The sequence below is a fragment of the Micrococcus sp. HMSC067E09 genome, from assembly GCF_001812555.1.
Classification (GTDB): domain Bacteria; phylum Actinomycetota; class Actinomycetes; order Actinomycetales; family Micrococcaceae; genus Micrococcus; species Micrococcus lylae.
The window spans coordinates 17,067-42,788 of record NZ_KV809431.1 but is presented as its reverse complement, the minus strand read 5'-3'; the positions used below and the strand labels follow the sequence as shown (position 1 = coordinate 42,788).

General features: G+C 72.2%; 17 protein-coding genes and 1 tRNA gene. 3 read left to right on the top strand and 15 right to left on the bottom strand.

Annotated elements, in window-relative coordinates; translation table 11 throughout:
- Positions 1-23: 23 nt before the first annotated feature.
- Complete coding sequence (locus HMPREF2863_RS04375; RefSeq protein ID WP_070638250.1) at positions 24-1,790, bottom strand: BCCT family transporter; 1,767 nt, start codon at positions 1,788-1,790, stop codon at positions 24-26.
- 145 nt (positions 1,791-1,935) lie between these two features.
- Between HMPREF2863_RS04375 and HMPREF2863_RS04370 the strand changes: the two genes are divergently transcribed.
- Entirely contained in the window at positions 1,936-3,294 is a 1,359-nt protein-coding gene (locus tag HMPREF2863_RS04370) for a class I SAM-dependent methyltransferase (protein WP_083315216.1), read from the top strand.
- A gap of 106 nt (positions 3,295-3,400) precedes the next feature.
- Here the strand turns inward: HMPREF2863_RS04370 and rpsA are convergent, their stop codons facing one another.
- From rpsA to polA, 3 genes are all read right to left on the bottom strand, one after another.
- On the bottom strand, positions 3,401-4,852 hold the full coding sequence (gene rpsA, locus HMPREF2863_RS04365) for a 30S ribosomal protein S1 (protein WP_070638248.1): 1,452 nt from the start codon (positions 4,850-4,852) through the stop codon (positions 3,401-3,403).
- Positions 4,853-4,976: 124 nt separating this feature from the next.
- On the bottom strand, positions 4,977-6,407 hold the full coding sequence (locus tag HMPREF2863_RS04360; RefSeq protein WP_083315215.1) for a GNAT family N-acetyltransferase: 1,431 nt from the start codon (positions 6,405-6,407) through the stop codon (positions 4,977-4,979).
- Positions 6,391-9,177 carry a DNA polymerase I gene (gene polA / locus HMPREF2863_RS04355; protein ID WP_070638245.1) on the bottom strand — a complete coding sequence of 929 codons (2,787 nt, stop codon included), beginning with the start codon at positions 9,175-9,177 and terminating at the stop codon, positions 6,391-6,393. Before polA ends, HMPREF2863_RS04360 begins: the two co-directional genes overlap by 17 nt.
- Positions 9,178-9,217: 40 nt before the next feature.
- Here polA and HMPREF2863_RS04350 point away from each other — a divergent pair, with 40 nt between their 5' ends.
- Positions 9,218-9,748: a hotdog fold thioesterase gene (locus HMPREF2863_RS04350; RefSeq protein WP_067188985.1), complete on the top strand. Its 531-nt coding sequence runs from the start codon at positions 9,218-9,220 to the stop codon at positions 9,746-9,748.
- A 96-nt stretch (positions 9,749-9,844) separates the two neighbouring features.
- Here the strand turns inward: HMPREF2863_RS04350 and HMPREF2863_RS04345 are convergent.
- Positions 9,845-9,926: transfer RNA gene (locus tag HMPREF2863_RS04345), tRNA-Leu, on the bottom strand.
- Between the two features lie 202 nt (positions 9,927-10,128).
- Here HMPREF2863_RS04345 and HMPREF2863_RS04340 point away from each other — a divergent pair.
- Positions 10,129-10,815, top strand: a complete 687-nt coding sequence (locus tag HMPREF2863_RS04340; RefSeq protein ID WP_070638242.1) for an ANTAR domain-containing response regulator — start codon at positions 10,129-10,131, stop codon at positions 10,813-10,815.
- A gap of 91 nt (positions 10,816-10,906) precedes the next feature.
- Here HMPREF2863_RS04340 and pyk read toward each other — a convergent pair whose 3' ends face one another.
- The 10 genes from pyk to HMPREF2863_RS04290 form a co-directional block, all read right to left on the bottom strand.
- The gene (gene pyk, locus HMPREF2863_RS04335) at positions 10,907-12,391 is read right to left on the bottom strand and encodes a pyruvate kinase (RefSeq protein WP_067188911.1); all 1,485 of its coding nucleotides are present in this window, start codon (positions 12,389-12,391) and stop codon (positions 10,907-10,909) included.
- 182 nt (positions 12,392-12,573) lie between these two features.
- Positions 12,574-14,034 (bottom strand): glutamate synthase subunit beta, encoded by a 1,461-nt coding sequence (locus HMPREF2863_RS04330; RefSeq protein ID WP_070638239.1) that lies wholly within the window; start codon positions 14,032-14,034, stop codon positions 12,574-12,576.
- Positions 14,027-18,637, bottom strand: coding sequence for a glutamate synthase large subunit (gltB, locus tag HMPREF2863_RS04325; protein ID WP_070638236.1), 4,611 nt, complete (start codon positions 18,635-18,637; stop codon positions 14,027-14,029). Before gltB ends, HMPREF2863_RS04330 begins: the two co-directional genes overlap by 8 nt.
- Before the next feature lie 250 nt (positions 18,638-18,887).
- Positions 18,888-19,931, bottom strand: a complete 1,044-nt coding sequence (gene lgt, locus HMPREF2863_RS04320; protein ID WP_083315221.1) for a prolipoprotein diacylglyceryl transferase — start codon at positions 19,929-19,931, stop codon at positions 18,888-18,890.
- A 5-nt stretch (positions 19,932-19,936) separates the two neighbouring features.
- A complete protein-coding gene (trpA, locus tag HMPREF2863_RS04315) occupies positions 19,937-20,797 on the bottom strand; it encodes a tryptophan synthase subunit alpha (protein WP_246828823.1) in 861 nt (286 codons plus the stop codon).
- A complete protein-coding gene (gene trpB / locus HMPREF2863_RS04310) occupies positions 20,794-22,113 on the bottom strand; it encodes a tryptophan synthase subunit beta (RefSeq protein WP_083315220.1) in 1,320 nt (439 codons plus the stop codon). Before trpB ends, trpA begins: the two co-directional genes overlap by 4 nt.
- Positions 22,114-22,261: 148 nt before the next feature.
- Complete coding sequence (gene trpC, locus HMPREF2863_RS04305; protein WP_070638233.1) at positions 22,262-23,068, bottom strand: indole-3-glycerol phosphate synthase TrpC; 807 nt, start codon at positions 23,066-23,068, stop codon at positions 22,262-22,264.
- Positions 23,069-23,079: 11 nt separating this feature from the next.
- Complete coding sequence (locus HMPREF2863_RS04300; protein ID WP_070638231.1) at positions 23,080-23,361, bottom strand: HGxxPAAW family protein; 282 nt, start codon at positions 23,359-23,361, stop codon at positions 23,080-23,082.
- 131 nt (positions 23,362-23,492) lie between these two features.
- Positions 23,493-24,143: a Trp biosynthesis-associated membrane protein gene (locus HMPREF2863_RS04295; RefSeq protein ID WP_246828822.1), complete on the bottom strand. Its 651-nt coding sequence runs from the start codon at positions 24,141-24,143 to the stop codon at positions 23,493-23,495.
- Complete coding sequence (locus tag HMPREF2863_RS04290) at positions 24,140-25,696, bottom strand: chorismate-binding protein (RefSeq protein WP_210386721.1); 1,557 nt, start codon at positions 25,694-25,696, stop codon at positions 24,140-24,142. Before HMPREF2863_RS04290 ends, HMPREF2863_RS04295 begins: the two co-directional genes overlap by 4 nt.
- Positions 25,697-25,722: the final 26 nt, after the last annotated feature.

Genomic DNA, 25,722 nt, shown 5'->3' with positions numbered 1-25,722 from the left:
TCGTCGTCCGACTGCCGCTGCGCTCAGCCGCTGGTCTTGTCCGCGGCCTCGCTGCCGGTCGGGTGCTCGCTGCGGACCCGGTCGGCGGGGCCGGCGGTCGGCACGCCTCTGGGCTCCCAGCGGTCGAACTCGGGCTCGGTGCCCTCCTCGTAGGCCGGTCGCATGGAGTAGTCGCTGATGTCGTGCTCGTCCTCCCCGGCACGGCGGTGATACTCCTCGATCGGGATCACCGGCTTCCACTGGCGGGTGCGGATCGGGGCGAGTCCGCCGTAGTCCTCGCGGACCGCGCGCACCAGGCAGAGCGCCTGCAGGAACATCATCATCGTGACGGGCAGGCCGATCACCTTGATGACCTCCTGCAGCGCGGAGAGCGACTCCTCGCCGGTGGTGGTCAGCAGCACGGTGCAGACCAGGCCGATGGAGATGGCCCAGAACACGCGCTGGCGGGTCGGCCCCACGTCGTCGTAGCCGGAGGACATCGAATCGATCACCAGGGCGGCCGAGTCGATGGAGGTGATGAAGAAGACGGTGATGCAGATCAGCGCCACCATCGAGGTGACCTCGAGCAGCGGGAAGTGGCCGAGGAACTGGAACAGGGAGCCGGGGATGTCCCCCTCCTCCACGATGGTCTCCACGAAGTTCGCCTCGCCGGCCAGCTCGAGCTTGAAGGCGTTCACACCCATGACCCCGAGCCAGATGAAGGTGAAGGCGGTCGGCAGCAGCAGCACGCCGAGCACGAACTGGCGGATGGTGCGGCCGCGGGAGATGCGGGCGATGAACATGCCCACGAACGGCGCCCAGGTGGCGGTCCAGGCGAAGTAGAACACGGCCCAGTCTCCGGTCCAGTCGGACTCGCCCCAGGTGGTGTTGAAGAACGCCAGCGCCGGGATCATCGCCAGGTACTGGCCGATGGACTCCACGGTCCCCTGCACGGCCTGCGTGGTCGCACCGAACATGAGGATGTAGATCAGCAGGGCGATGGCGATGGTGATGTTGATGTAGGACAGGCGCTTGACGCCCTTGTCCAGGCCGGCGATCACGGACATCAGGGCGACGGCGGTGATGATCGCGAGGATCGCCGCCTGCACCCAGCCGGCGATCGGGACGCTGAACATGATGTTGGCGCCGCTGTTGATCTGCAGGGCGCCCTGGCCCACGGACACGGAGATGCCGAAGATGGTGGCGACGACGGCGAGGATGTCGATGGCCTTGCCGATCGGTCCGTGGATCTTCTCACCGATCAGCGGCTGGAAGGCCGAGGACATGCGCGGCGGGAGCTTGCGCTTGTACGTGAAGTACGCGAAGGCCAGCGCGGGGACGATGAAGATGCCCCACATGTGCAGTCCGAGGTGGAAGTTCGCGATGCCCATGGCCTCGGACGCGGCCTGGACGGTCTCCGGCTCGGTGCCGTACATGGGCGGGTCGGCGAAGTGGCTCACCGGCTCGGCCACGCCCCAGAACATGAGGGTCGCGCCCATGCCCGCGGCGAAGAGCATGCCGAACCAGGCGAGGCCGGAGTACTCCGGGGTGGCGTCGTCGTCGCCGAGCTTCAGCCGGCCGTACCGGCTGAAGGCGATGCCGAACGCGAAGAGGATCATGCCGGTGATGGCCAGGACGTAGAACCAGCCGAGATTGCCGGCGATCCACGCGGCGACCGCGCCGAATCCGGCCTGCATGGCGCCGGGGACGAGCACCATGAGCGCGGAGAAGACGACCACGATGGCCGCCGAGACGAAGAAGATCTGCGGGTTGGTCCGCAGTCCGAGGCTGTTGTGCAGTCTCGTGAGCATTCAGCTGCCTTCCAGAAGGTGGAGTTGACGTGCGATTCTGTGAAAACCTCTGCCCCACCGTAGGGGGACGCTGTGACGTCCACAACCCCTCGTGGGCACGTCAGCGGGGCACAGCGCACACCTGCCGGTTCCTAGGATGGAGGACATGCCCGAGACCTCCGCCGCCCCCTCCGGCCCTGCCTCGCACGGCGCCGCGCCCCGCGCCGCCTCCCGCCCCGACGACGGCCGCCTCCGCACCCCGGACGTCGTCCTGGGTGCCCTCCCGGACGCCTTCACCGCGGACTTCGACTTCGGCCGGCTCAGCCGCGAGCCGCTGCACGGCTCCCGCCAGCGGCAGGCCCACGACGCGGCCGACCTGCTTCTGCTGGACACCCTGGCCGGCTGGGAGGCGACCGGCCGCCAGTCCGGACGCATCGTGGTGCTCCACGACCAGCATGGGGCGCTCGCACTGCCACTGCTCGCCGCCGGCCGTGACGTGCGGCTCGGTGTGGACGAGGCCTCGGCCGCTGCGTCCTCGGCGGGGAACCTGGAGCGTCTGCGCGCCGAGGGCTGGGGACGGCTGACGATCGGCGGCGTGGACCGGCAGACCCTGTCCGGCGCCGACACGGTGGTGATGGCACTGCCCCGCTCCCTGGACGCGCTGCGCCTGACGGCGGCGCGGATCGCCCGCTGGGCCGCGGCCGACGTGCTCGTGCTGGCCGGAGGCCGCGACAAGCACATGAGCCCGTCCATGAACGAGGTGCTCGCCGGCTGCTTCACCACGGTGGTGCCCGGCCGCGGCCGGTCCAAGTCCCGGGTGCTCACGGTGGCCGGGCCCCGGCGGGAGGTGGCGGTCCCGGGGCCGGCCACCGGCGTCCATCGGGTGAAGGGACTCGGCCCGCTCACGCTCGTCGGCGGGCCGGCCACCTTCGGCGGCGCCGCACTGGACCCGGGCAGCAGGCTGCTCGCCGAGACACTGGCCGAGCGCCGCCCGCCGGTGCCCGAACCGCACAGCCGCGTGGTGAGAACCGACTCCGGCCTGAGCGTGCAGGTGCCGTGGACCGCCCCGGTGGACCGTACCGGTGCTCCGGCACCGGACGTCCTGGACGCGGGCTGCGGCAACGGCGCCCTGGCCGCGGTGGCGGCGCTGCTCTGGCCGGAGGCGACCGTGCTGGCCTCGGACCAGTCGGCCGATGCCGTGGCCTCGACGTCGGCGACGACGGCGGCGAACGGCCTGCAGGACCGCATCAGGGTGGAGCAGGACGACGCCCTGTCCACCGTGCCGGACGCCTCGGTGCGCCTGGTGCTGCTCAATCCCCCGTTCCACGACGGCACGGCGGTCGACCCGACGGTCGCCCACCGGATGATCGCCGCCGCCGGACGCGTGCTGGCACCGGGCGGCCAGCTGTGGTGCGTGTGGAACTCGCACCTGCGCCACCGCCCGGTGCTCGAGTCCGCCGTGGGCCCGACGCGGCAGGTGGCCCGCGACCGCACCTTCACGGTCACCGTCTCCACCCGGGCCTGATCGTCTCCGGCTGCACACGACGACGGCGCCCCGTCCCTCACAAGGAGGGACGGGGCGCCGTCTGTCCGGTCAGGACCTCAGCGAGGGCCTGTCGAACCGATGCGGATCAGTTGCCGGTGAGCTTCTCGCGCAGGGCGGCGAGGGCCTCGTCGGAGGCCAGGGTGCCGCCGTCGGAGGCCGGAGCCTCGGAGACGTAGGAGGAGGCGCCGGTGTCGTGCGAGGCGCCGGCGTTGGCGTCCTCCTCGAGGGCGCGGCGCACCTGCTCCTTGTGGGCCTCCCAGCGGGCCTGGGCGTCGGCGTACTGCTGCTCCCAGGCGGCACGCTCGGCCTCGTAGCCCTCCATCCACTCGTTGGTCTCGACGTCGAAGCCCTCGGGGTACTTGTAGTTGCCCTCGTCGTCGTACTCGGCGGCCATGCCGTACAGGGCCGGGTCGAACTCGGTGCCGTCCGGGTCCACACCGTCGTTGGCCTGCTTGAGGGACAGGGAGATGCGGCGACGCTCGAGGTCGATGTCGATGACCTTCACGAACAGCTCGTCGTTGACCGACACGACCTGCTCGGCGGTGTCGATGTGGCGCGAGGCCAGCTCGGAGATGTGCACCAGGCCCTCGATGCCGTCCTCGACGCGCACGAACGCGCCGAACGGGACGAGCTTGGTGACCTTGCCCGGCACGACCTGGCCGAGGGCGTGGGTGCGGGCGAACAGCTGCCACGGGTCCTCCTGGGTCGCCTTCAGCGACAGGGAGACGCGCTCACGGTCCATGTCCACCTCGAGGACCTCGACGGTGACCTCCTGGCCCACCTCGACGACCTCGGACGGGTGGTCGATGTGCTTCCAGGACAGCTCGGAGACGTGCACGAGGCCGTCCACGCCGCCCAGGTCGACGAAGGCGCCGAAGTTGACGATGGACGACACGGTGCCCTGGCGGACCTGGCCCTTCTCCAGCTTGTGGAGGAAGTTGGAGCGGACCTCGGACTGGGTCTGCTCGAGCCAGGCGCGGCGGGACAGCACCACGTTGTTGCGGTTCTTGTCCAGCTCGATGATCTTGGCCTCGAGCTTCTGGCCGATGTACGGGGCCAGGTCGCGGACACGGCGCATCTCGACCAGGGAGGCCGGCAGGAAGCCGCGCAGGCCGATGTCCAGGATGAGGCCGCCCTTGACGACCTCGATGACGGTGCCCTCGACGACGCCGTCCTCGTCCTTGATCTTCTCGATGTCGCCCCAGGCGCGCTCGTACTGGGCACGCTTCTTGGACAGGATCAGGCGCCCCTCCTTGTCCTCCTTGGTGAGGACCAGGGCTTCGACGGAGTCACCGACGGCGACGACCTCGTCCGGGTCGACGTCGTGCTTGATGGACAGCTCGCGGGACGGGATGACGCCCTCGGTCTTGTACCCGATGTCGAGCAGGACCTCGTCGCGGTCGACCTTGACGACGGTGCCCTCAACGAGATCGCCATCGTTGAAGTACTTGATGGTCGCGTCGATGGCGGCGAGCAGCTCCTCGGAGGTGCCGATGTCGTTGATGGCGACCTGCGGGGCGTGGGAGGTGGTGGTCATGTAGGAGGGACTCCGATGGGTTGTGGATCATGCCGAGGCGGCTGGACACACAGCGGCGCCTGCGACCCGGCATGGGTTGAAAACGGACAAAACTGTGAGCGCACGAAAGTGCTCGTCCAGCTTATCAGAATCCCGTGAGCAGGTGAACGGGTGCCGCGGACGACAGCAGCGTGTCCAGCAGGACCGCCGCGCCGGGGGTCCGTTCCCGGACCGTGCCGGCGCGGACGCCGGTGACGGCACTGACCCCGCCCAGCCACAGGCCGGACAGCTCCGCGACGTCGAGGGCGAGATCGGCCTGTTCCTGCGCACCGTCGGCCAGGCGCTCCACCTGGCCGCGGCCCTCCGCCACCGTGAGCCGCCACGTGCCGTCGGCGAACCCGTGCCGGTCGGACACGGCCAGGGTGAGACCGCCGGCGACACCGGAGACGTAGGCCCGCCCCTCGAGGCAGGCCGGCACGTCGAGGATGCGCAGGTAGAGGTCGTCCCAGTGGTCGGTGACCGTCACCAGGCGCGCGTTCTCCAGCACGGCCTCCAGGGCCCCGTCGTCCGGCAGGCGGGCGAACTCGACGCGTTCGATCAGGTCGAGGTCCAGCAGGTAGCGGACGAGGCCGCGCCAGGCCTCCGGGTCGGCGGCCATGAACGCCTGCACCCGGACGGTGGCGGGCTCAGTCTCCCAGCCCTTGAACCGGTAGACCACGGCTCCGCGCGCCCGGCCCTCGGCGTCCCGGTACAGGCCGACGAAGGAGCCCTCTCCCTTGCCGTCGTTCTCCGAGGCCAGCGCGTCCTTCCACATCACGCGATGCGTCTGGGGCCGGCGCGGACTGCCGGGCGTGAGCAGCTGCAGCTCGCGCTGCAGCGCGTCGACCTGATCGATCACCTCGCGCGGGTCCTCGCGGGTGACGGTGCCGGTCGCGGCCGGGCCGCGCATCTGCACATGCCCGGTGGTGCGGACCTGCGCCCGGCGGGCGTGGCAGCCGACGCCGAAGCCGAAGCGGCCGTAGATGGCGGACTCGGAGACCGTCAGCGCGGCCACGGGCATGCCGGCCGCGACGGCGTCGGTCAGGGAGCGCCCCATCATCGCCCTGAGGATCCCGCGGCGGCGGTGTCCCGGCGACACGGTGACGTTGCTGATCAGCCACGCCGGCAGCTCGATGCCCGGGGAGACGGTGAGCGTCGAGGCCCAGTCCACGAAGGTGCCGACCGGCTCGCGGGCGGCCGGGTCGTCTCCGTCCGCGTAGACGCCGAGGCTGCGCTTGGCGTCGTCCGCGTCCATGCCCAGCGACTGGTCCATGGCCCTGCCGTCCGGGACCTTCTCGTAGAAGCCCTTCTCCACGGCGCGGGTGAACAGGGCCTGGGCCGGGAAGTCGGCGGCCTTCGGGTCGGACCCGTCGGCCGGACGCACCGGGGTGGGCAGGACCTCCAGCCGCAGCCCGTGGGCGGCGAGGGCCGCCTGAGGCGAGCCCACGGCCGAGGCCCCGGACGCACCCGGGCGCGCGGCCGTCGTCGTGGTGTCCGCGGCGGCGACGCCGCCGACCGTGTCAGTGTGCTGCGGCATGCCAGCTCTCCCCCTGTCCGACGTGGACGTCCAGCGGCACGGACAGCTCGGCGGCCCGGCCCATGCGCTCCTTCAGCAGTGCGGTGGCGGCCTCCAGCTCGTCAGCGGGGACCTCCAGGATGAGCTCGTCGTGCACCTGCAGCAGCAGGCGGGATCGCAGCCGCTCCTCGGCCAGGCCGGCGGCGACGTCCAGCATGGCGCGCTTGATGATGTCGGCCGCCGAGCCCTGGATGGGAGCGTTGAGGGCTGCGCGCTCGGCCATGTCCCGCAGCTGGCGGTTGTCCGAGTTCAGGTCCGGCAGGTAGCGCCGGCGGCCCTCGATGGTGGCGGTGAAGCCGTCCCGGCGGGCCTGTGCCACGACGTGGCGGAGGTAGTCGCGGACGCCGCCGAAGCGGTCGAAGTAGCCCTTCATCAGCGTGCGGGCCTCGTCCACGCCGATGTTCAGCTGCTTGGACAGGCCGAACGAGGACAGGCCGTAGGCCAGGCCGTAGCTCATGGCCTTGACCTTGGAGCGCTGCTCGGCGGTCACCTCGGACGGCTCGCAGCCGAACACCTGGGCGCCCACGAAGTCGTGGAGGTCCTCGCCGGTGCGGAACGCCTCGATCAGGCCGGCGTCCTCGGACAGGTGCGCCATGATCCGCATCTCGATCTGCGAGTAGTCCGCCGAGAGCAGCACGTTGCCCTCGCCGGCCACGAAGGTCTCGCGGATGCGGCGGCCCTCCGTGGTGCGGACCGGGATGTTCTGCAGGTTCGGGTGCAGAGAGGACAGCCGGCCGGTGGTGGCCACGGTCTGCGAGTAGGTGGTGTGGATGCGGCCGTCCTCCGCCACGGTCTCCAGCAGGCCGTCCACGGTCTGGCGCAGCTTGGTGGCGTCGCGGTGGGCCATGAGGTTCTCCAGGAACGGGTGGCCGGTCTGCTCCAGCAACGAGTTCAGGGAGTCCACGTCCGTGGAGTAGCCCGTCTTCGTCTTGCGGGTCTTCGGCATGTCCAGGTGCTCGAACAGCACGGTCTGGAGCTGCTTGGGCGAGCCGAGGTTGACCTGCATTCCGCCGGTCTCCTCCGCCACGGACGCCCAGGCGGACTCCTTGGCGGCGTCGGCGGCCGCGGTGAAGTCGGCGCGCAGCGCCTCGAGGTGCTCGCGGTCCACGGCGATGCCCTCGAGCTCCATGTCCGCCAGCAGTCGGGACAGCGGGATCTCGATCTCGCGCAGCAGCGCCTGGGCGCCGCGGTCCACCAGGCGCGGGGTGTAGTCCTCGGACAGGCGGCGGACGATCCAGGCGGCGCGCACGGCGTTGCAGGCGCGGGCCGCGGCCTCGGCGGCGCCGTCCAGGTCGAGCTCGCCCTGGGCCGGGCCCTCGTCGTCGTCGGCCGGCGCCTCGAGCGGGGTGCGCAGGTCCTCGCCTGCCAGGGAGTCCAGGCCGATGTCCCGGCGGTCCGGCTGGATCAGGTAGGCGCCGAGGAAGACGTCGTCCTCCACGCCGAGCACGTCGCAGGGATGCCCGCCCACGCCGGCGGTGCGCAGGGCCTTGAGGGCACGCTTGAGGTCGTGGACGGCCTTGGTGACGGCGGCGTCCTCGAGCAGCTCGCGGACGGCGGCGGCGAGATCCTCGCCGACGGCCGTGAGGTCCACCGCGACGGCGTCGTCGTCGACGGCCAGGCCGAGGGTCACGGGCACGCCGTACTCCCCCGGCACCGGGACCTTGCGCCTGGGCAGCAGCGCGGGACCGTCCACCTGAACGTGGACGCCGAGCAGGGAGCCGGCGTGGCGGGAGACGAACTCCTCGAGCCCGGCCCGATCCGTGACCACCACGGCCGCGGGGGCCTCCTCGACGTGATCGGCGGGTGCGTCGGCCCCGAGGCGCTCGGAGAACACCTCGAAGACGCGCTCACGGATGCGGTTGAACTGCAGGGCGTCGAAGAGCTCGGCCACCGATGCGCGGTCCGGCATGGACAGCTGCATGGCCTCGTCGGTCACCGGCAGGTCCAGGTCCCGCACGAGCGCGTTGAGGCGGCGGTTGCGGCGCACGTCGTCCAGGTGCTCCCGCAGGGCCTGGCCCTTCTTGCCGGTGATCTCGTCCGCGTGGGCGATCACGCCGTCCAGGTCCCCGTACTTCTCGAGCCACTTGGCGGCGAAGCCGGCACCCACGCCGGGGACGCCGGGCAGGTTGTCCGCCTTCTCGCCCACCAGCGCCGCGAGGTCCGGGTAGAGCTCCGGCCGCACGCCGTACTTGGCCTCCACGTCCGCGGCCTTCATCGGAGGGATGTCGGAGACGCCCTTCTTCGGGTAGAGCACGGTGGTGGTGTCGGAGATGAGCTGGAACGCGTCCCGGTCGCCGGAGACCACGCAGGTCTGCCAGCCGGCGGCGTCGGCGCGGGCGGCCAGGGTCGCCACGATGTCGTCGGCCTCGTAGCCCTCCATGGTGACGGTGGGGATGCCGAGGGCCTCCATGACCTTGCCGATCAGGTCGATCTGGCCGTGGAACTCCTCCGGAGTCTCGGAGCGGCCGGCCTTGTACTCCGTGTACTCCTCGGAGCGGAACGTCGGGCCGGACAGGTCGAAGGCGACCGCCACGTGGGTGGGCCGCTGCTGGCGGATCATGGTCAGCAGCATCGAGGTGAAGCCGTAGACCGCATTGGTGTGCTGGCCGGTGTCCGTGGCGAAGTTCTCGGCGGGCAGGGCGTAGAAGGCACGGAAGGCCATGGAGTGGCCGTCCAGCACCAGCAGGCGGTGCGGTCCTGCGGCGGGCGCGGCGGTCTCGTCGCTGGGCATGATGCTCCTCTCGAGGGCTGACTGTGCAAGCCTAGTGGCCATGACCGACAACACGCGCGCCACGGCCGACGCCGCCCATCCGCTGTCCGGCTTCTGCTTCCACCCCGGCGTCACCCCCGAGTTCTCCCCCGAGCAGGTCGAGCACCTCGCCGAGGCCGCCGGCATCCCCGAAGGCATGAGGAAGGCCCTCGGCAGTGCGGGCATCAGCCCGCTGGCCGTGAAGATGGGCATCGTGTTCGAGGAGGTCTCGGCCGAGCGGATCGTCGCCACCATGCCCGTGGCCGGCAACGAGCAGCCGGTCGGCCTGCTGCACGGCGGCGCCCACCTGGTCCTCGGCGAGACCCTCGGGTCCGTGGCCGCGAAGGTCCACGCCGGCCCGGACCTGAACGTGGTCGGCATCGAGATCGGTGCCACGCACCACCGTGCCGTGACCTCCGGCACCGTCCGCGCCGTCTGCACCGCGATCTCCCTGGGCCGCACGCTGACCAGCCACGAGATCGTGGTCTCGGACGAGCAGGGGCGGCGCCTGTCCACCGTCCGCATGACCAACATGGTCCTGCAGCCGCGCTGACGCCGGGCTGCGCCCGCCGGTCCCACGACGACGGCCGCCCACCCTGCCGGATGGGCGGCCGCGGCCATGGCTCCCCTTGAGGACGGGGAGGGCCCGTGCCCGAAGTGGGACTCGAACCCACACATCTCTCGATACCGCATTTTGAGTGCGGCGTGTCTACCGATTCCACCATTCGGGCGCGGCCACGCGGCGGCGTGGAGGACTCCACAGTACCAGCGCGTGCGCGGCCGCCGGACCGTCGCGAACGGGCGCGGTGGCAGCGCGACTAGAGTGGGACGAAAGACCCCAGCGCACCGTCACGCGTCGGCGTGCCCGCCGCCCGTGTGCGCCGACGCCGTAGGGCGCACCAGGACCGTGCGCCGAGAAGGAGCCGTCACCCGATGACCGCCGCGAACACCGCGAACACCCCGGAATCCGCAGACCGCCCCCAGGACTCCCCCGCCGCCGAGGACTCCCCCGCCGCCGAGGCCTCCGCCGCGCCGGGTGACGCCGGCCGGCCCGGGGTCCGCGCCGTCGTCGCCGAGGACGAGGCCCTCATCCGCTTGGACATCGTCGAGTCGCTCACCGCCGCCGGCTACGAGGTCGTCGCCGAGGCCGGGGACGGCCGCGCCGCCGTCGACGCCGTCCGCGAGCACCGTCCGGACGTGGTGGTCATGGACGTGAAGATGCCCGTCATGGACGGCCTGTCCGCCGCCGAGGAGATCGCCTCCGAGCGCCTGGCCCCCGTGGTGATGCTGACCGCGTTCTCCCAGCGCGAGCTCGTGGAGCGCGCCCGCACCGCCGGCGCCATGGCCTACGTGGTCAAGCCGTTCACCGAGGCGGACCTGGTGCCTGCGATCGAGCTGGCCGTCGCCCGGTTCGACGAGCTGCGCAGCCTCGAAGAGGAGGTCAAGGACCTGACCGAGCGGTTCGAGACCCGCAAGCTCGTCGAGCGCGCCAAGGCCCTGCTGCAGTCGCACATGGACGTCAGCGAGCCCGAGGCCTTCCGGTGGATCCAGAAGACCTCCATGGACCGCCGGCTGACCATGCGTGAGGTCGCCCAGACCGTGGTGGACCAGCTGGGCTGAGACCTCCGCGCCTACGCGCGAGGAACGCCGTCGCCTGCACGCCAGGGCCCCGACCGGATCGATCCGGTCGGGGCCCGGTGCTGTCAGCCGGTCAGCCCTGAGGGTCCAGCTCCCACTTGCCCACGGGTTCGCGGTCCGAGTCGTCGAGGGTGCCGCCGGCGTCGTGCGGGTCGCCCACCTTGTGCACCTTGAGGGTGTTGGTGGTGCCGGCCTGGCCCGGGGGCGAGCCGGCCGCGATGATGACGAACTGCCCCTCCTTCGCGATGCCCTCGGAGAGCAGGGAGCGGTCCACCTGGCCCGTCATCTCGTCCGTCGTCTCCGCAAACGGCACCATCTTGGGGAACACGCCCCAGGCGAGGCAGAGGATGTTGTGGGTGTGCTCCACGTGCGTGTACGCGTACACCGGCTGCTTCGGACGCAGGCGGGAGATGCGGCGGGCCGAGTCACCGGTGCGGGTGAAGGTCGCCAGGAACGGGATGTCCAGCTGGTGGGCGATGTCCACCGCGGCGCGGGTGATGGCACCGCCGCGGGTGCGCGGCTGGGCGGTCAGCGGGTCGATGCGGTCCAGGCCGTTCGTCTCGGTCGACTCGATGATGCGGGCCATGGTCTGGACCGTCTCCACCGGGTAGGCGCCCACGGAGGTCTCGCCGGAGAGCATGACGGCGTCCGCCCCGTCCAGGACCGCGTTGGCGCAGTCGGAGGCCTCGGCGCGGGTCGGGCGCGGATTCTCGATCATGGACTCGAGGACCTGGGTGGCCACGATGGTCGGCTTGGCCCAGCGGCGGGCCAGCTCGATGGCCCGCTTCTGCACCACGGGCACGTCCTCGAGCGGAAGCTCCACCCCGAGGTCTCCGCGGGCGATCATGACGGCATCGAAGGCGTCCACGATCGATTCCAGGTTCTCCACCGCCTGCGGCTTCTCGATCTTCGCGATCACCGGGATGCGGCGGTTCTCCTCGTCCATGATCTCGTGCACGCGCTCGATGTCTGCGGCGTCGCGCACGAAGGACAGGGCGATCATGTCCACCCCCGTGCGCAGCGCCCAACGCAGGTCGGTCTCGTCCTTCTCGGAGAGGGCCGGCACGTTGACGGCCACCCCCGGCAGATTGATGCCCTTGTTGTTGCTGACGGGGCCGGCCACCTCCACCTCGGTGACCACGTCGGTGTCGGTGACCTCGACGGCGCGCAGGCGCACCCTGCCGTCGTCCACGAGCAGCACGTCCCCCGGGTCCACATCGCCGGGCAGGCCCTTGTGGGTGGTGCCGCAGATCTCGGCGGTGCCCTCCACGTCCCGGGTGGTGATGGTGAAGCGGTCCCCCTGCTCGAGCTGGTGCGGCCCGTCGGCGAAGCGGCCGAGGCGGATCTTCGGCCCCTGGAGGTCCGCGAAGATCGCCACCGGGTGCTTCACCTCGACGGAGAGGCGGCGGACCCGCTCGTAGGTCGTCTCGTGCATGGCATGGTCGCCGTGGCTCATGTTCAGTCGGGCGACGTCGATGCCGGACTCGATGAGTCGTCGGGTCACGTCGTCGGAGTCGGTCGCGGGTCCGAAGGTGGCGATGATCTTCGCGTGTCGCATGGGCACCAGCCTACGAGTCGAGGGACGGAGGGGGCACCGTCCGCGCCCGGGCGATTTCCGCCGCGGGCGAAGACGGCGACGACGGCCCCGCGCCGGGGGTGCGCGGCCGTCGTCGGGACGGGGCCGGCCTGCGGGCGGACCGGGACGGAAGGGCCCAGGTCAGCCCGACGGCCGGGCTCGGGTCAGCCGAGGACGAGGCCGCGGTCGCGCGGCTTCACGGGGGCCGGCAGGTCCGAGGGCTCGCCGGTGAGGAACTCGTCCACGGCTGTGGCGGTGGCACGGCCCTCGGCGATGGCCCAGACCACCAGGGAGGCGCCGCGGCCGGCGTCGCCGCAGACGAAGACACCCGGCTCGGCGGTCTGGAAGGCGTCGTCGCGGCCGAGCACGCCGCGCGTGACCTGCACCCCGGTCTGCTCCGTGATGGCCTCCTGCTCCACGCCGATGAAGCCGAGGGCGAGCAGGACCAGGTCCGCCGGGATCTCGTGCTCGGTGCCGGCCTTCGGGGAGCGGGAGCCGTCCGGCAGGTACTCGGTCTCGGCGACCTTCAGTGCGCGCACGCGGCCCCGCTCGTCCCCGAGGAACTCGACGGTGCTGGCCAGGTAGGTCCGCTCGCCGCCCTCGGCGTGGGCCGAGGCGACCTCGAACAGGGTCGGGACGGTCGGCCACGGCTGGTGGGACGGGCGCTGCGACGGCGGCTGCCTGCCGATCGCCAGGGTGGTGACCGAGGCGGCGCCCTGGCGGTGGGCGGTGCCGATGCAGTCGGCGCCGGTGTCGCCGCCGCCGAGGATGACCACGTGGCGGCCCTCGGCGCTGATCTGCTCCTGCTCGCCGCCGGCCACCCGCCGGTTGACGGGGACCAGGTAGTCCATGGCCAGGTGGATGCCCTCGAGGCCCCGGCCCGGGATGGGCAGGTCGCGGCCGACCGGGGCGCCGGTGGCCACCACGACCGCGTCGAAGGAGTCCTTCAGCTCGTCCCAGGCGATGTCCGTGCCGATCTCCACACCGGTGCGGAAGCGGGTGCCCTCGGCCTCCATCTGGGCGATGCGGCGGTCGATGACGTCCTTCTCCAGCTTGAAGTCCGGGATGCCGTAGCGCAGCAGGCCGCCGACGCGGTCGTCGCGCTCGTACACGGCGACCGTGTAGCCGGCGCGGGTGAGCTGCTGGGCGGCGGCCAGGCCGGCCGGGCCCGAGCCGACGACGGCCACCGTGTGCCCGTTCTGGCGGTGCGGCCGGTGCGGGGGCAGCCAGTCGTTCTCGAAGATCTGCTCGGCGATGGAGACCTCGACCTGCTTGATGGTCACGGCCGGCTGGTTGATGCCGAGCACGCACGAGGACTCGCAGGGCGCCGGGCAGATGCGCCCGGTGATCTCCGGGAAGTTGTTCGTCGCATGCAGGCGCGCGGCCGCCTCCTCCCAGCGGCCGCGGCGCACCAGGTCGTTCCAGTCCGGGATGAGGTTGCCCAGGGGGCAGCCGGCGTGGCAGAACGGGACGCCGCAGTCCATGCAGCGTGTGGCCTGCGTGCGCACGATCGCCTCGTCCTGGCGGACGTGGACGTCCTTGTAGTCCATGATGCGCACCGGCACCGGCCGGGTCGGGCGCTCCTGGCGTTCGCGATGGTTCAGGAATCCGCGCGGGTCAGCCACGGGTCACCTCCAGGATCCGAGCCCAGGCGGCGTCGCCGTCCGGGTCCATGCCGTTGTCTTCGCACTCGGCGCGCAGGGCCTGCACGGCCGCGTACTGCCGGGGCAGCACCGTGGTGAACCGCTGCCACAGCGCCTCGACCGCGTCGGCGTCGCCGCCGTCGATCGTCTCGAGCATCCCGGCCGCCACGGCCGAGTCGGTGAGCTCGTGGTGCCGGCGCAGCAGCTGCGTGATCTGCTCCCGGTCCGCCTCCTCGGGGACGCCGAGCAGCAGCCCGGACTCCTTGACGGCCAGCGGGTTGATCCGCGTCTCGTCCAGGTCCAGGATCCAGGCCACGCCGCCGGACATGCCCGCGGCCACGTTGCGGCCGGTCGGGCCGAGCACGAGGGCTCGGCCGCCGGTCATGTACTCCAGCCCGTGGTCGCCGATGCCCTCGACCACCGCCGTGGCGCCGGAGTTGCGGACCAGGAAGCGCTCGCCCACGCGGCCGCGCAGGAACATCTCGCCGCTGGTGGCGCCGTAGCCGACCACATTGCCGGCGATGATGTTGTCCTCCGCCACCAGCGGGGCACGGCGGTCCGGGCGGAGCACGATGCGCCCGCCGGACAGGCCCTTGCCCACGTAGTCGTTGGCGTCGCCCTCCAGGTGCAGGGTGACGCCGGACGGGATGAAGGCGCCGAAGGACTGGCCGGCCTCGCCGGTCAGGGACACCGTGATGGTGTCCTCGGCCAGCTCGTCCTGCAGCCGGGCACTCGTCACGTGGTAGCCGAGCAGGGTGCCGACGGAGCGGTCCGTGTTCTTCACGGTGTCCTCCACGGACACCGCCTCACCGGTCTCGACGGCGGGGGCGACCGCCTCGAGCCACCGGTTGTCCAGCTGCTCGGCGAGTCCGTGGTCCTGGCCTCCGGTGCGGCGGTGGGCCACGGACTCGTCGAAGGAGTCGGCGGCGCCGGAGCCCAGCACCCCGGACAGGTCGAGGCCGCGGGTCTTGAAGTGGCGCAGCGCCTCGTCCACCTCGAGCAGCTCGCGGTGGCCGACCGCCTCGTCCAGGGTGCGGAAGCCCAGCTCGGCGAGCAGCTCGCGCACCTCCTGGGCGATGTACTCGAAGAAGTTGACCACGAACTCGGGCCTGCCGGTGAACCGCGTGCGCAGCTCCGGGTTCTGGGTGGCCACGCCCACCGGGCAGGTGTCCAGGTGGCAGACGCGCATCATGATGCAGCCGGAGACCACCAGCGGAGCGGTGGCGAAGCCGAACTCCTCGGCGCCGAGCAGGGCGGCCACCACCACGTCGCGGCCGGTCTTGAGCTGGCCGTCCACCTGCACGGTGACGCGGTCGCGCAGCCCGTTGAGCATGAGGGTCTGCTGCGCCTCGGCCAGGCCGAGCTCCCAGGGGGTGCCGGCGTGCTTGAGGGAGTTCAGCGGGGAGGCGCCGGTGCCGCCGTCGTGGCCGGAGATCAGCACCACGTCGGCCTTCGCCTTGGTCACGCCCGCGGCCACGGTGCCCACGCCGGACTCGGAGACGAGCTTCACGTGGACGCGCGCCTTCGGGTTGGAGCGCTTCAGGTCGTGGATCAGCTGCGCCAGGTCCTCGATGGAGTAGATGTCGTGGTGCGGCGGCGGGGAGACCAGGGAGACGCCCGGGGTGGAGTGCCGGGTGGTCGCCACCCACGGATAGACCTTGGAGCCCATGAGCTGGCCGCCCTCGCCGGGCTTGGCGCCCTGGGCCATCTTGATCTGCAGGTCCGAGGCGGTGGCCAGGTAGAGGCTGGTGACGCCGAAGCGGCCGGAGGCGATCTGCTTGATGGCCGAGCGGCGCTCAGGGTCCAGAAGGCGCTCCGGGTCCTCGCCGCCCTCGCCGGAGTTGGAGCGGGCGCCGAGGCGGTTCATGGCGATCGCCAGGGTCTCGTGGGCCTCCTGGGAGATGGAGCCGTAGGACATGGCGCCGGTGGAGAAGCGCGTGACGATCGACTCGACCGGCTCGACCTCGGCGACCGGCACGGGCGGGCGCTGTCCGGTCTTCAGCCGCATCAGGCCGCGCAGGGTCATGAGCTCTGCGGATTGGTCGTCCACCCGGCGGGTGTAGTCCTTGAACACGTCGTAGCGGCGCTCGCGTGTGGAGTGCTGCAGCCGGAAGACGGTCTCCGGGTCGAACAGGTGCGGCGGGCCCTCGCGGCGCCACTGGTACTCGCCGCCGCCGTCCAGCGGGGCGTCCGGCCGTGGGTCGTTGCCGTCGGCCGGGAACGCGTCCGCGTGGCGGGCCTCGACCTCGGAGGCGATGTACGCCAGGCCCACGCCGTCCATCGGTGAGCTGGTCCCGGTGAAGTAGCGGTCCACGAAGCGGCGGGACAGGCCGACCGCCTCGAAGGTCTGGGCACCGCAGTAGGAGGCCACGGTGGAGATGCCCATCTTGGACATGATCTTCTGCACGCCCTTGCCGAGGCCCGTGATGAGGTTGGCCACGGCCTGCTGAGCGGTGACGCCCGGCAGGGACCCGTCCCGCACGAGCTCCTCGGCGGACTCCATGGCCAGGTACGGGTTGACGGCGGAGGCGCCGTAGCCGATGAGCACGGCCACGTGATGGACCTCGCGGACGTCGCCGGCCTCGACCAGCAGCGAGGTGCGGGTGCGGGAGGCGGAGGCGAGCAGGTGGTGGTGGACAGCGGAGGTCAGCAGCAGGGACGGGATGGGCGCCCACTGTGCGTTGGCGTCCCGGTCCGAGAGGATCACGTACGCGATGCCGCGCTGGACGGCTGCGGAGACCTGCTCGCAGATCTCCTTGATGCGGGTGCGCATCTCCTCGGCGCCGCCGGCCACGCGGTACAGGCCCTTGACCTTCAGGGCGCGGCGGGTGCCGTCGGAGGAGCGCACATGGACGATGCGGGCGAGCTGATCGTTGTCGATCACGGGGAACGGCAGGTCGATCGCGGTGGTGCGCGACTGGCCCTGCGCCAGCAGGTTCGCCTGCGGGCCGATGCAGGTGCGCATGGAGGTGACCTGCTCCTCGCGGATGGCGTCCAGCGGCGGGTTGGTCACCTGCGCGAAGGACTGCGTGAAGTAGTCGAAGAGCAGGCGGGGGCGCTCGGCGATCGCGGCGATCGGGGTGTCCGTGCCCATGGCGCCCAGCGGCTCGGCGCCGGTGGTGGCCATCGGCTTGATGAGCAGGCGCAGGTCCTCGAGCGTGTAGCCGAAGATGCGCTGGCGCAGGCGGACGGAGTCGGCGCCGTGGCTGACGCGCTCGCGGGCCGGCAGGGAGTCCAGGTCCAGGAGCGACTCCTGCACCCACTGCGCCCACGGCTGGGACGCGGCGATCTCGGCCTTGAGCTCGGTGTCCGGGATGATCCGGCCCTGCTCGGTGTCCAGCAGGAACATGCGGCCGGGCTTCACGCGGCCCTTGCGGACCACGGTGGCCGGGTCGATCGGGAGCACGCCCACCTCGGAGGCGAGCACGACCAGGCCGTCCTCGGTCTGCCAGTAGCGCGCGGGTCGCAGGCCGTTGCGGTCCAGGACGGAGCCGACCTGGACGCCGTCGGTGAAGGCGATGGCCGCCGGACCGTCCCACGGCTCCATGAGCATCGAGTGGTACTGGTAGAACGCCTTGCGGGCCGGGTCCATGGTGGGATGGTTCTCCCACGCCTCCGGCACCATCATCATGATCGCGTGGGAGAGGGGGCGCCCGGCGAGCATGAGCAGCTCGGCGACCTCGTCGAAGGACGCGGAGTCGGAGCCGTGTCCGGTGACCAGCGGGAACATCTCCTCCGGCACCTCCCCGAGCAGCGGGTGGCGCAGCTCGCCCTGCCGGGCGCGCATCCAGTTGCGGTTGCCCTTCACGGTGTTGATCTCGCCGTTGTGCGCGATGGTGCGGAACGGCTGGGCCAGCGGCCAGGAGGGGAACGTGTTCGTGGAGAAGCGCGAGTGCACGATGCCGAGCGTGGTGGTGTACCGCTGATCGGACAGGTCCGGGTAGAACGGCTCGAGCTGCGCGGTGGAGAGCATGCCCTTGTAGACGATCGTCTTCGAGGACAGGGAGGGGAAGTACACGCCGGCGGTCTGCGCGCGACGGCGCAGGCGCCAGGCGCGGGCGTCGAGGGACTGCCCCGGCTCGTCGAGCTCGCCGTCGTCCACGCGGCAGACGAAGAGCTGTTCGAAGGCGGGCATGACGCTGCGGGCGCCGTCACCGATCACGGAGTCGTCCGTGGGGACGGTGCGCCAGCCCAGGACCTGGAGGCCCTCGCGTTCGGCGAGCAGGCCGATCTCCGCTTTGGCCGCCGCGCAGCGCTCCTCGTCCGCCGGCAGGAAGGCGGTGCCGGCGGCGTACTCGCCCGCGGCCGGCAGCTCGATGCCGGAGACCTCCCGGAAGAAGGCGTCGGGGATCTGGGTGATCAGGCCTGCGCCGTCGCCGGTGCCCTCGTCGGCACCGACGGCGCCGCGGTGCTCGAGGGCGCGCAGGGCGGTGAGGGCGTGCTCGACGATGTCGTGGCCCGGGGTGCCGCGCAGCGTGGCCACGACGGCGAGTCCGCAGGCGTCCTTCTCGTTCGCGGGGTCGTACAGGCCCTGCGCCGGGGGCAGATCCGAGTACCGGAGAAACGGGTCGAGCACGTCGTGCATGACGCTTCCTTCCTGACGGCCACGGTGTGCGTGGCGGTGGAAGGGGACGACGCTGGCCCCTCAGAGGCGGTGGTGGTCCAGACGGCGAAGCCCGTCCGCGATGTGAGTGACGTTACTCCCCTCAGGCCGCAGGACCGCGCGGTGACGGCACCGGTCCCAGAATGTGGACCGGGTCGGCCCGCCCCGCCAGAGGACGGACCGACCCGGTCCAGGTGTGCGTCGCCGTCGGCGCTGCTGCGGCGTCCGGTCCTCAGCCGCGGTCGGCCGCGTGGGAGCCGCCCGTCGCAAATCCGTCGTCCGCATCCCCGTCGTTCCGCTCGTCGGTGCTCTTCCCGACGACGGCACGCGGCTCGTCCTGGTCTGCCGCCTCCGCCTCGGCGCGGCGGCCCGGCAGCCACACGTCGTCCGCCTCGGCCTGGGTGAGACGGCGGGCCCGGACCCGGCAGACGGCGAACATGACCAGGGCGATCGCGAGCAGCAGCAGTGACGTCCACACGTTGAGACGCTGGGTGGTGCCGAACAGGGTGATCATCTGGGCGTCGTCGATGCGCATCATCTCGATCCACACGCGGCCCAGGGTGTACCAGGCGACGTAGGCCCAGATCATCGCTCCACGGCGCAGGCGCAGGCGGCGGTCCAGCAGGAGCAGCACCCCGACGCCGATCACGTTCCACAGGCTCTCGTACAGGAAGGTCGGGTGGAACAGGGTGTCCTCGGCGTAGCCGGAGGGGACGTGCTCGGGATCGACCTGCAGGCCCCAGGGCTGGTCGGTGGGTCCGCCGAAGAGCTCCTGGTTGAACCAGTTGCCCCACCGGCCGATCGCCTGGGCGAGCAGGATGCCCGGGGCGACGGCGTCGCCGAAGGCCGTGAGCCGATACCCGTAGCGGCGCGTCCCGATCCAGGCGCCGACCGCGCCGAGGGCGATCGCGCCCCAGATGCCGAGACCGCCGTTCCAGACGTAGAGGATCTGGATCGGGTCGCCGGTGCCGTCATAGTTCGGCCCGAAGTACCGGTCCGGCGAGGAGAACACGTGGTAGAGGCGTCCGCCCACGAAGCCGAACGGGATCGCCCAGATGGCGACGTCCAGCACACGGCCGGCCGGGCCGCCGCGGCGGCGCCACCGGATCGAGCCCAGCCAGAGCGCGGCGATGACGCCGGCGATGATGCACAGTGCGTAGGCGTGGATCGTCAGCGGCCCGATCTCGAAGCCGGACCAGCCGGGGGACGGGATGGCGAGCAACGGCGAGGCGAGGGTGTCGGCCCGGGAGGCGGCCGTCGTCGGGACTCCGGTCATGGAGGTCACTCTCCTGCCTTTGAATCGGTGGCGGTGCCGGCGGCGTCCCGGACGCAGCCGGCCGCGAGCTCGGCGGCCAGACGCCCCACGGCCTCGGGGCCGCCCTCCCCGAGGGCCTTGACCAGGGCGGTGCCGACGATCGCACCGTCGGCGTACTCGCCGATCTGGGCGATGTGCTCCGGGCGGGAGATGCCCAGGCCCACGCAGACGTTCTCCGCGCCGGCCGCCTTGGCGTGCGTGACCACCTCGGCGGCGGCGTCCGAGATGTCCTTGCGGGCGCCGGTGACGCCCATGACGGAGACGGCGTAGACGAAGCCGCGGGAGTCGGCCACCGTGCGCTCCACCCGGGCCTGCGGGGAGGACGGGGCGGTGAGGAAGACGCGGTCCAGTCCGTGGCGGTCGGAGGCGGCCAGCCACTCGGCGGCCTCCTCCGGCACGAGGTCCGGGGTGATCAGCCCGGCGCCGCCGGCGGCGGCCAGGCGGCGGGCGAACTCGTCGGCGCCCATGCGGTCCACGAGGTTCCAGTAGGTCATGACCAGCACGGCCGCGTCGGTGCGCTCGGTGATCCGGCGGACGATGTCGAACACCTGGGACACCCGGAAGCCGGCGGCCAGGGACGCCTGCGTGGCGGCCTGGATGACCGGGCCGTCCATGACCGGGTCGGTGTAGGGCAGGCCGATCTCGACGACGTCGGCGCCGTTCTCGACCAGGGCCACGGCGGCCTCGACGCACTCGTCCACGGACGGGTAGCCGGCCGGAAGATAGCCGATGAAGGCGGTGCGTCCGGCGGCGCGCGCCCGCTCGATCGCGGCCGCGGTCTTGGAGCCGCCGCCTGCCGCGGTGCCGGACATGGTCTCGGTGCTCATCGCTGGACCTCCTCGTCGGCGTCGGTGCGGGCGTCGTCCTGGTCTCCGGCCGGATCCTCGCCCGGCGCGAGCCCGGCCTCGGCGCGGATGGTCTCATCCGCGTCGCCGTCGTCCTCGCCGTCGGAAGCCGGGGCACCGGAGGCCGTGCCGAGGCCGAACCAGGCGGCGGCGGTGGAGACGTCCTTGTCGCCGCGGCCGGAGAGGTTCACGACGATGATCCGCTCCTCGCCGGCCGGGGTGTGCTCTCCCACCTCGCCGGCGTCGATCCAGCGCCGGCCCAGGGACAGGGCGCCGGCCAGCGCATGGGCGGACTCGATCGCCGGCATGATGCCCTCGGTGCGGGTCAGGCGCAGCATGGCGTCCATGCAGGCGGTGTCCGTCACGGGCTCGTAGCAGGCCCGGCCGGTGTCGTTGAGCCAGGCGTGCTCGGGGCCGACCGCCGGGTAGTCCAGGCCGGCCGAGATCGAGTGCGAGTCGATCGTCTGGCCGTCTTCGTCCTGCATCAGGTAGGTGCGGGCGCCGTGGAGGACGCCGGTGCGGCCCAGGGTGATGGAGGCGGCGTGGCGGCCGGTCTCGACGCCGTCGCCGCCGGCCTCGAAGCCGTACAGCTCCACCTCGGGGTCGTCCAGGAAGCCGGCGAACAGGCCCATGGCGTTGGAGCCGCCGCCGACGCAGGCGGCCACCGCGTGCGGCAGTCGGCCGGTCTGCTCGAGCACCTGTGCGCGGGCCTCCTCGCCGATCACCGAGTGGAACCAGCGGACCATCGCGGGGAACGGATGCGGGCCGGTCACGGTGCCGAGGAGGTAGTGGGTGGTGTCCACCGAGGCCACCCAGTCTCGGAGCGCCTCGTTGATGGCGTCCTTGAGGGTGCGGGCACCGATGGTCACGGGGACCACCTCCGCGCCGAGCATCTGCATGCGGGCCACGTTGAGGGCCTGGCGACGCGTGTCCTGTTCGCCCATGTAGACGGTGCACTCCATGCCGAACAGGGCCGCCGCGGTGGCGGTGGCCACGCCGTGCTGGCCGGCGCCGGTCTCCGCGATGAGACGGGTCTTGCCCATGCGACGGGCCAGCAGCGCCTGGCCGATGACGTTGTTGATCTTGTGCGAGCCGGTGTGGTTGAGGTCTTCGCGCTTGAGGAAGATCCGCACGCCCGGCAGGTCCGCGGCGAAGCGCGGCACCTCGGTGAGCAGGGACGGGCGGCCGATGTAGTCCCGGTAGAGGTCCTTCAGCTCGGCCCGGAACTCCGGGTCCCTGCGGGCGGCCTCGTAGGTCTCGGTGACCTGGGCGAGGGCGGCCATGAGCGACTCGGGCATCCACGTGCCGCCGTACCGGCCGAAGTAGGGGCCCGGCTGGTCGCCGAGGCTCTCGGGGCTCTCGGGGCGCTCGGGACTCTCGGGGCGCTCGGGGGTGCCGGCGGGGTCGGTGGACAAGGCGGGTCCTCCTGCGTGGGTGGTGTCTGGGTCAGCGGGCGCGCACCGAGGCGGCGCGGAACTGCTGCAGGGCCTGCTCGGGGGCGCCGTGCCTGACGAGGGCCTCGCCGACGAGGATCGCGTCGGCGCCTGCGGCGGCGTACTGCTCCACCTGGGCAGCGGACTCGACGCCGGACTCGGCGACGCGCACGACGTGCTCGGGCAGGTCTGCGGCGAGTCGGGCATAGCGGTCCGGGTCGACGTCGAGGGTCTTCAGGTTGCGCACGTTGACGCCGAGGATGCGGGCGTCCACGTCCACGGCACGGGCGATCTCCTCGTGGGTGTGGGCCTCGACGAGGGCGTTCATGCCGAGCTCGTGGGTGAGCTGGAGGAAGTCGCGCAGCTGTGCGTCGTCCAGGGCGGCCACGATGAGCAGCACGAGGTCGGCGCCATGGGCGCGGGCCTCGTGGATCTGGTACTCCGCGACGGTGAAGTCCTTGCGGAGCATGGGCAGGTCGATCGCGGCGCGAACGGCGTCGAAGTCGGCGAGGCTGCCGTTGAAGCGCCGCCGCTCGGTGAGCACGGACACCGCTGACGCGCCGCCGCGCTCGTAGGCGCGGCCCAGCTCGGCGGGCTCGGCGATGTCGGCCAGCGCGCCCTTGGAGGGGCTGGACCGCTTCACCTCGGAGATGACCCGGATGCCCTCCGGGTCGGCGCGGCCGCCGACGAGGGCGGCCACGGCGTCGCGCGCCGGGGCCACCTGCGCCGCGCGGCGGATCATCTCCGGCAGCGGCACGGCTGCTTCACGCGCGGCGAGGTCCTCGCGGACTCCTGCGATGATGTCGTCGAGTACGGTCACGACGGCCGAGCTCAGTGGCGCGAGCCGGAGCCGGCGCTGCCGGACACCACGCCCACCACGACGCCGACCAGGGCGACGGCGATCCCGATCCAGACGATCATCATCTGGTCGATGAACAGGCCGATGGCCCCGGCGGCGAAGCCGACCACCACGAGGGCGCACATGGCCCAGGCGCCCGGGGAGTTGCCGTGGCCCGGCACCTCGGCGTGGGTCGGGTCGTTCAGCACGCGGCCGTCCTCGGTGACGGTCACCTGGGTGGTGGCGGTCTGGGCGGACTGGGCGGGGTGGCTCATCGGGCACTCTCCCTGTGGATCGATGTCGGCGACGGATGACTGTCTCTCATTGTGCCACGCCGGGGACGGCGGGGCGCGAATGCGCGTCGGCCGGTGTCAGGGCGCACGGCCTCGCGCGCAGGCGGACGCGATCAGCCGGTGGGGTCGTTGCCGGCCGAGAGCTCGTCCCAGGCGTCCATGGGATCGAGCTCCTCCTCGTCGCCGTCCGCTCCCCCGCTGCCTTCCCCGGCACCCCGACGCCGGCCCTCGCCCGCCGCCCGGGCCTCGCCGTCGCCGGTCGGCAGGGCGGCGCCGCCCTCCGCGGCGGGCGCCTCGAAGCGGCGGCTGTGGGACCAGCGGCCCCCGGCCACCAGGGCGGCCAGGCCGGCGAGGACGGCGAGGATGCCGCCGGCGACGGCGATCCACGGCCAGAAGGTCACGGTGTAGGCGGCGGCGGCCTCGGTGGTGCCGGTGGCCGCGGAGACGGCGGACTCGGCGGCCGCGGCGGGGTCGGAGACCGCCTGCCCGGCCGTGACGGCGAGAGCGGCCCCGGCGAGGACGAGCAGCACGCCCACGACCCAGCGGCCGATGCGGCGGGCGATGGTCAGGGCGAGTCCGGCGGCGAGGACGACGAAGGCCATGGCACTGATGACACCCGAGGCGTCGGATCCGTCCGCGGTGACCTCGGCGACGGCGCCGGAACCCAGGCGCGTGGCGTGGACCCAGGTCTGCCCGGCGGCGAGCAGCACGAGTCCTCCGGCGGCCAGGGCGGCGAGGACGACGGTGCGGCGGCCCAGGCTCATGCGAGCTCCTCCATCTCGGACGCAGTCAGCACGGCACGCAGCGGCGCCGTGGCCTTGGTGACGGTCTCGTCGGCCTCGGACTGGGGCACGGAGTCGGCCACGATGCCGGCTCCGGCCTGCACGTGGGCCTGCCCGCGGTGCAGGGTCACGGAGCGGATGTTGATGGCCATGTCCATGCTCCCGGCGAGGTCGAAGTATCCGACCACACCGCCGTAGGGGCCGCGCCGGGTGGGCTCCCACCGATCCAGCAGCCGCAGCGCACGCGGCTTCGGCGCCCCGGAGAGGGTCCCGGCCGGGAAGGCGGACTTCAGCACATCCAGGGAGCTGCGGCCGGCGGCCACATCACCCTCGACGTGGGAGACGAGGTGGAGGATGTGGCTGAACGCCTCGACCTGCATGAACTGGGAGACGTTCACCGTGCCCGGCGTGCAGACGCGGGAGAGGTCGTTGCGGGACAGGTCCACCAGCATGACGTGCTCGGCCCTCTCCTTCTCGTCCTCGGCGAGCTCCTTGGACAGCAGCGCATCGTCCTCGGCGGTGCGGCCGCGGCGCCGGGAGCCGGCGATCGGGTGGGTGACCACGTGCCGGTCCTGCACGGTCACGAGGGCCTCCGGAGAGGATCCGACGATCTGATAGGGCTCGCCCTCGGGGGTCTCGAAGGTGAACAGGTACATGTAGGGGCTCGGGTTCACCATGCGCAGCACGCGGTAGACCGCCAGCCCGTCGGCCTGCGTGTCCACGCTGAAGCGGCGGGAGACGACGGCCTGGAAGACCTCGCCGTCCACGATGGCCTCCTTGGCCTTCGCGACGGCGTCCGTGAAGCCGTCGTCGCCCCAGCGGTCCTCGGCCTCGGCCGCGACCTGCTCGGCGGTGGCCGTCAGCCAGCGGTCCGGGACGGCGGTGACCGGGTCGTCCACACCGGCCGAGAGCTTCGCGGACATGGCCTCCAGGCGGGCGACGGCGTCGTCGTAGGCGGCGTCCGCGCCGGTGGCCAGGCCGTTCACGTTGATCGCGTTGGCCACGAGCGTGATGGTGCCCTCGGCGGCGTCGTGGACCGCGAGGTCGGTGACGAGGTTCATCGCCAGCTCGGGCAGGCCCAGGTGGTCCTCCGGGCCGTCCGGCAGGTGCTCGAGGTGGCGGATGACGTCCCAGCCGAGGAAGCCGGTGAGGCCGGAGAGGAAGTGGGGCAGCCCGTCGCCCACACGAGAGCGCACCCCGGTGCCCAGGGCGGCCAGGGTCTGCTCGAGGACCTCCAGGGCGTCGCCCTCGGCGGGCAGGCCGGCCGGCGGGGTGCCCTGCCAGTGTGCCTGCTGTCCGACGGCGGTGAGGGTGGCGACGGAGCCGGCGCCGATGAAGCTGTAGCGCGACCAGACCCCGCCGGGTGCGGCGGACTCCATGAGGAAGGTGCCGGGCCGGTCGTCCGCAAGGCGGCGGTACAGGGCCAACGGGGTGAGGCCGTCGGCCAGGACGGTGCGGATCACGGGGATGACGCGGGCCTCACCGGCGAGGGCGAGGAACCGTTCGCGGGACGGGTGCACGGTGCCGGTGGGCACGCGGGCGGCGGCGAGGGCCTCCTGTG

Excerpts from the sequence above, each read along its gene's own strand:
- HMPREF2863_RS04375 (WP_070638250.1), bottom strand. The coding sequence starts at position 1,790 with ATGCTCACGAGACTGCACAACAGCCTCGGACTGCGGACCAACCCGCAG.
- HMPREF2863_RS04370 (WP_083315216.1), top strand. The coding sequence starts at position 1,936 with ATGCCCGAGACCTCCGCCGCCCCCTCCGGCCCTGCCTCGCACGGCGCC.
- rpsA (WP_070638248.1), bottom strand. The coding sequence starts at position 4,852 with ATGACCACCACCTCCCACGCCCCGCAGGTCGCCATCAACGACATCGGC.
- HMPREF2863_RS04360 (WP_083315215.1), bottom strand. The coding sequence starts at position 6,407 with ATGCCGCAGCACACTGACACGGTCGGCGGCGTCGCCGCCGCGGACACC.
- polA (WP_070638245.1), bottom strand. The coding sequence starts at position 9,177 with ATGCCCAGCGACGAGACCGCCGCGCCCGCCGCAGGACCGCACCGCCTG.
- HMPREF2863_RS04350 (WP_067188985.1), top strand. The coding sequence starts at position 9,218 with ATGACCGACAACACGCGCGCCACGGCCGACGCCGCCCATCCGCTGTCC.
- HMPREF2863_RS04340 (WP_070638242.1), top strand. The coding sequence starts at position 10,129 with ATGACCGCCGCGAACACCGCGAACACCCCGGAATCCGCAGACCGCCCC.
- pyk (WP_067188911.1), bottom strand. The coding sequence starts at position 12,391 with ATGCGACACGCGAAGATCATCGCCACCTTCGGACCCGCGACCGACTCC.
- gltB (WP_070638236.1), bottom strand. The coding sequence starts at position 18,637 with ATGCACGACGTGCTCGACCCGTTTCTCCGGTACTCGGATCTGCCCCCG.
- lgt (WP_083315221.1), bottom strand. The coding sequence starts at position 19,931 with ATGACCGGAGTCCCGACGACGGCCGCCTCCCGGGCCGACACCCTCGCC.
- trpA (WP_246828823.1), bottom strand. The coding sequence starts at position 20,797 with ATGAGCACCGAGACCATGTCCGGCACCGCGGCAGGCGGCGGCTCCAAG.
- trpB (WP_083315220.1), bottom strand. The coding sequence starts at position 22,113 with ATGCCCGAGTCGCTCATGGCCGCCCTCGCCCAGGTCACCGAGACCTAC.
- HMPREF2863_RS04300 (WP_070638231.1), bottom strand. The coding sequence starts at position 23,361 with ATGAGCCACCCCGCCCAGTCCGCCCAGACCGCCACCACCCAGGTGACC.
- HMPREF2863_RS04295 (WP_246828822.1), bottom strand. The coding sequence starts at position 24,143 with ATGAGCCTGGGCCGCCGCACCGTCGTCCTCGCCGCCCTGGCCGCCGGA.